This is a genomic window from Streptococcus plurextorum DSM 22810 (genome assembly GCF_000423745.1).
GTDB classification, from domain to species: Bacteria; Bacillota; Bacilli; order Lactobacillales; family Streptococcaceae; genus Streptococcus; species Streptococcus plurextorum.
Genome location: NZ_AUIO01000030.1, coordinates 1 through 2619 on the forward strand (window position 1 = coordinate 1; position 2619 = coordinate 2619).

1 rRNA gene is annotated in these 2619 nt (G+C 50.2%); it reads right to left on the bottom strand.

The window, feature by feature from the left end:
• Positions 1–7 precede the first annotated feature (7 nt).
• Positions 8–2619: ribosomal RNA gene (locus G575_RS0110480) — 23S ribosomal RNA — on the bottom strand; the annotation flags it as partial.

Consider the following 2619-nt stretch of genomic DNA (forward strand, 5'->3'; position numbering starts at 1 on the left):
GACTCTCTAGGATAAGTCCTCGAGCTATTAGTATTAGTCCGCTTCACATGTCACCACGCTTCCACTCCTAACCTATCTACCTGATCTTCTCTCAGGGCTCTTACTGATATAAAATCATGGGAAATCTCATCTTGAGGGGGGCTTCGCACTTAGATGCTTTCAGCGCTTATCCCTTCCATACATAGCTACCCAGCGATGCCTCTGGCGAGACAACTGGTACACCAGCGGTATGTCCACTCTGGTCCTCTCGTACTAGGAGCAGATCCTCTCAAATTTCCTACGCCCGCGACGGATAGGGACCGAACTGTCTCACGACGTTCTGAACCCAGCTCGCGTGCCGCTTTAATGGGCGAACAGCCCAACCCTTGGGACCGACTACAGCCCCAGGATGCGACGAGCCGACATCGAGGTGCCAAACCTCCCCGTCGATGTGAACTCTTGGGGGAGATAAGCCTGTTATCCCCAGGGTAGCTTTTATCCGTTGAGCGATGGCCCTTCCATACGGAACCACCGGATCACTAAGCCCGACTTTCGTCCCTGCTCGAGTTGTTGCTCTCGCAGTCAAGCTCCCTTATACCTTTACACTCTGCGATTGATTTCCAACCAATCTGAGGGAACCTTTGGGCGCCTCCGTTACCTTTTAGGAGGCGACCGCCCCAGTCAAACTGCCCGTCAGACACTGTCTCCGATAGGGATAACCTATCCGGGTTAGAGTAGCCATAACACAAGGGTAGTATCCCAACAGCGCCTCTGTCGAAACTGGCGTCCCGACTTCATTGGCTCCTACCTATCCTGTACATGTGGTACAGATACTCAATATCAAACTGCAGTAAAGCTCCATGGGGTCTTTCCGTCCTGTCGCGGGTAACCTGCATCTTCACAGGTACTAAAATTTCACCGAGTCTCTCGTTGAGACAGTGCCCAAATCATTACGCCTTTCGTGCGGGTCGGAACTTACCCGACAAGGAATTTCGCTACCTTAGGACCGTTATAGTTACGGCCGCCGTTTACTGGGGCTTCAATTCAGATCTTCGCTTGCGCTAAACCCTCCTCTTAACCTTCCAGCACCGGGCAGGCGTCACCCCCTATACATCATCTTACGATTTAGCAGAGAGCTGTGTTTTTGATAAACAGTTGCTTGGGCCTATTCACTGCGGCTCAGTTATACTGAGCACCCCTTCTCCCGAAGTTACGGGGTCATTTTGCCGAGTTCCTTAACGAGAGTTCTCTCGATCACCTGAGGCTACTCGCCTCGACTACCTGTGTCGGTTTGCGGTACGGGTAGAGCATGATACAACGCTAGAAGATTTTCTCGGCAGTGTGACGTCACTAACTTCGCTACTTAAATTCGCTCCCCATCACAGCTCAATGTTACAGATACAAGCATTTGACTCATATCACACCTCACTGCTTAGACGGGCACTTCCAATCGCCCGCTTTAGTTAGCCTACTGCGTCCCTCCATCACTTCATACTCTAGTACAGGAATATCAACCTGTTGTCCATCGGATACACCTTTCGGTCTCTCCTTAGGTCCCGACTAACCCAGGGCGGACGAGCCTTCCCCTGGAAACCTTAGTCTTACGGTGGATGGGATTCTCACCCATCTTGCGCTACTCATACCGGCATTCTCACTTCTATGCGTTCCAGCACTCCTCACGGTATACCTTCTTCACACATAGAACGCTCTCCTACCATAACACCTAAGTGTTATCCACAGCTTCGGTAAATTGTTTTAGCCCCGGTACATTTTCGGCGCAGGGTCACTCGACTAGTGAGCTATTACGCACTCTTTGAATGAATAGCTGCTTCTAAGCTAACATCCTAGTTGTCTGTGCAACCCCACATCCTTTTCCACTTAACAATTATTTTGGGACCTTAGCTGGTGGTCTGGGCTGTTTCCCTTTCGACTACGGATCTTAGCACTCGCAGTCTGACTGCCGATCATAAATCATTGGCATTCGGAGTTTATCTGAAATCAGTAAACCGAGATGGCCCCCTCATCCAAACAGTGCTCTACCTCCAAGATTCTTAATATCGACGCTAGCCCTAAAGCTATTTCGGAGAGAACCAGCTATCTCCAAGTTCGTTTGGAATTTCTCCGCTACCCACAAGTCATCCAAGCACTTTTCAACGTGCCCTGGTTCGGTCCTCCAGTGCGTCTTACCGCACCTTCAACCTGCTCATGGGTAGGTCACATGGTTTCGGGTCTACGTCATGATACTATTCCGCCCTATTAAGACTCGGTTTCCCTACGGCTCCGTCTCTTCAACTTAACCTCGCATCATAACGTAACTCGCCGGTTCATTCTACAAAAGGCACGCTCTCACCCATTAACGGGCTCGAACTTCTTGTAGGCACACGGTTTCAGGTTCTATTTCACTCCCCTCCCGGGGTACTTTTCACCTTTCCCTCACGGTACTGGTTCACTATCGGTCACTAGAGAGTATTTAGGGTTGGGAGATGGTCCTCCCGGATTCCGACGAGATTTCGCGTGTCTCGCCGTACTCAGGATACTGCTAGGTATAAAGACTATTTCGAATACGAGGCTATTACTCTCTTTGGCGACCCTTCCCAAGGCCTTCTTCTATAATCTTTAAGTCCACATTGCAGTCCTACA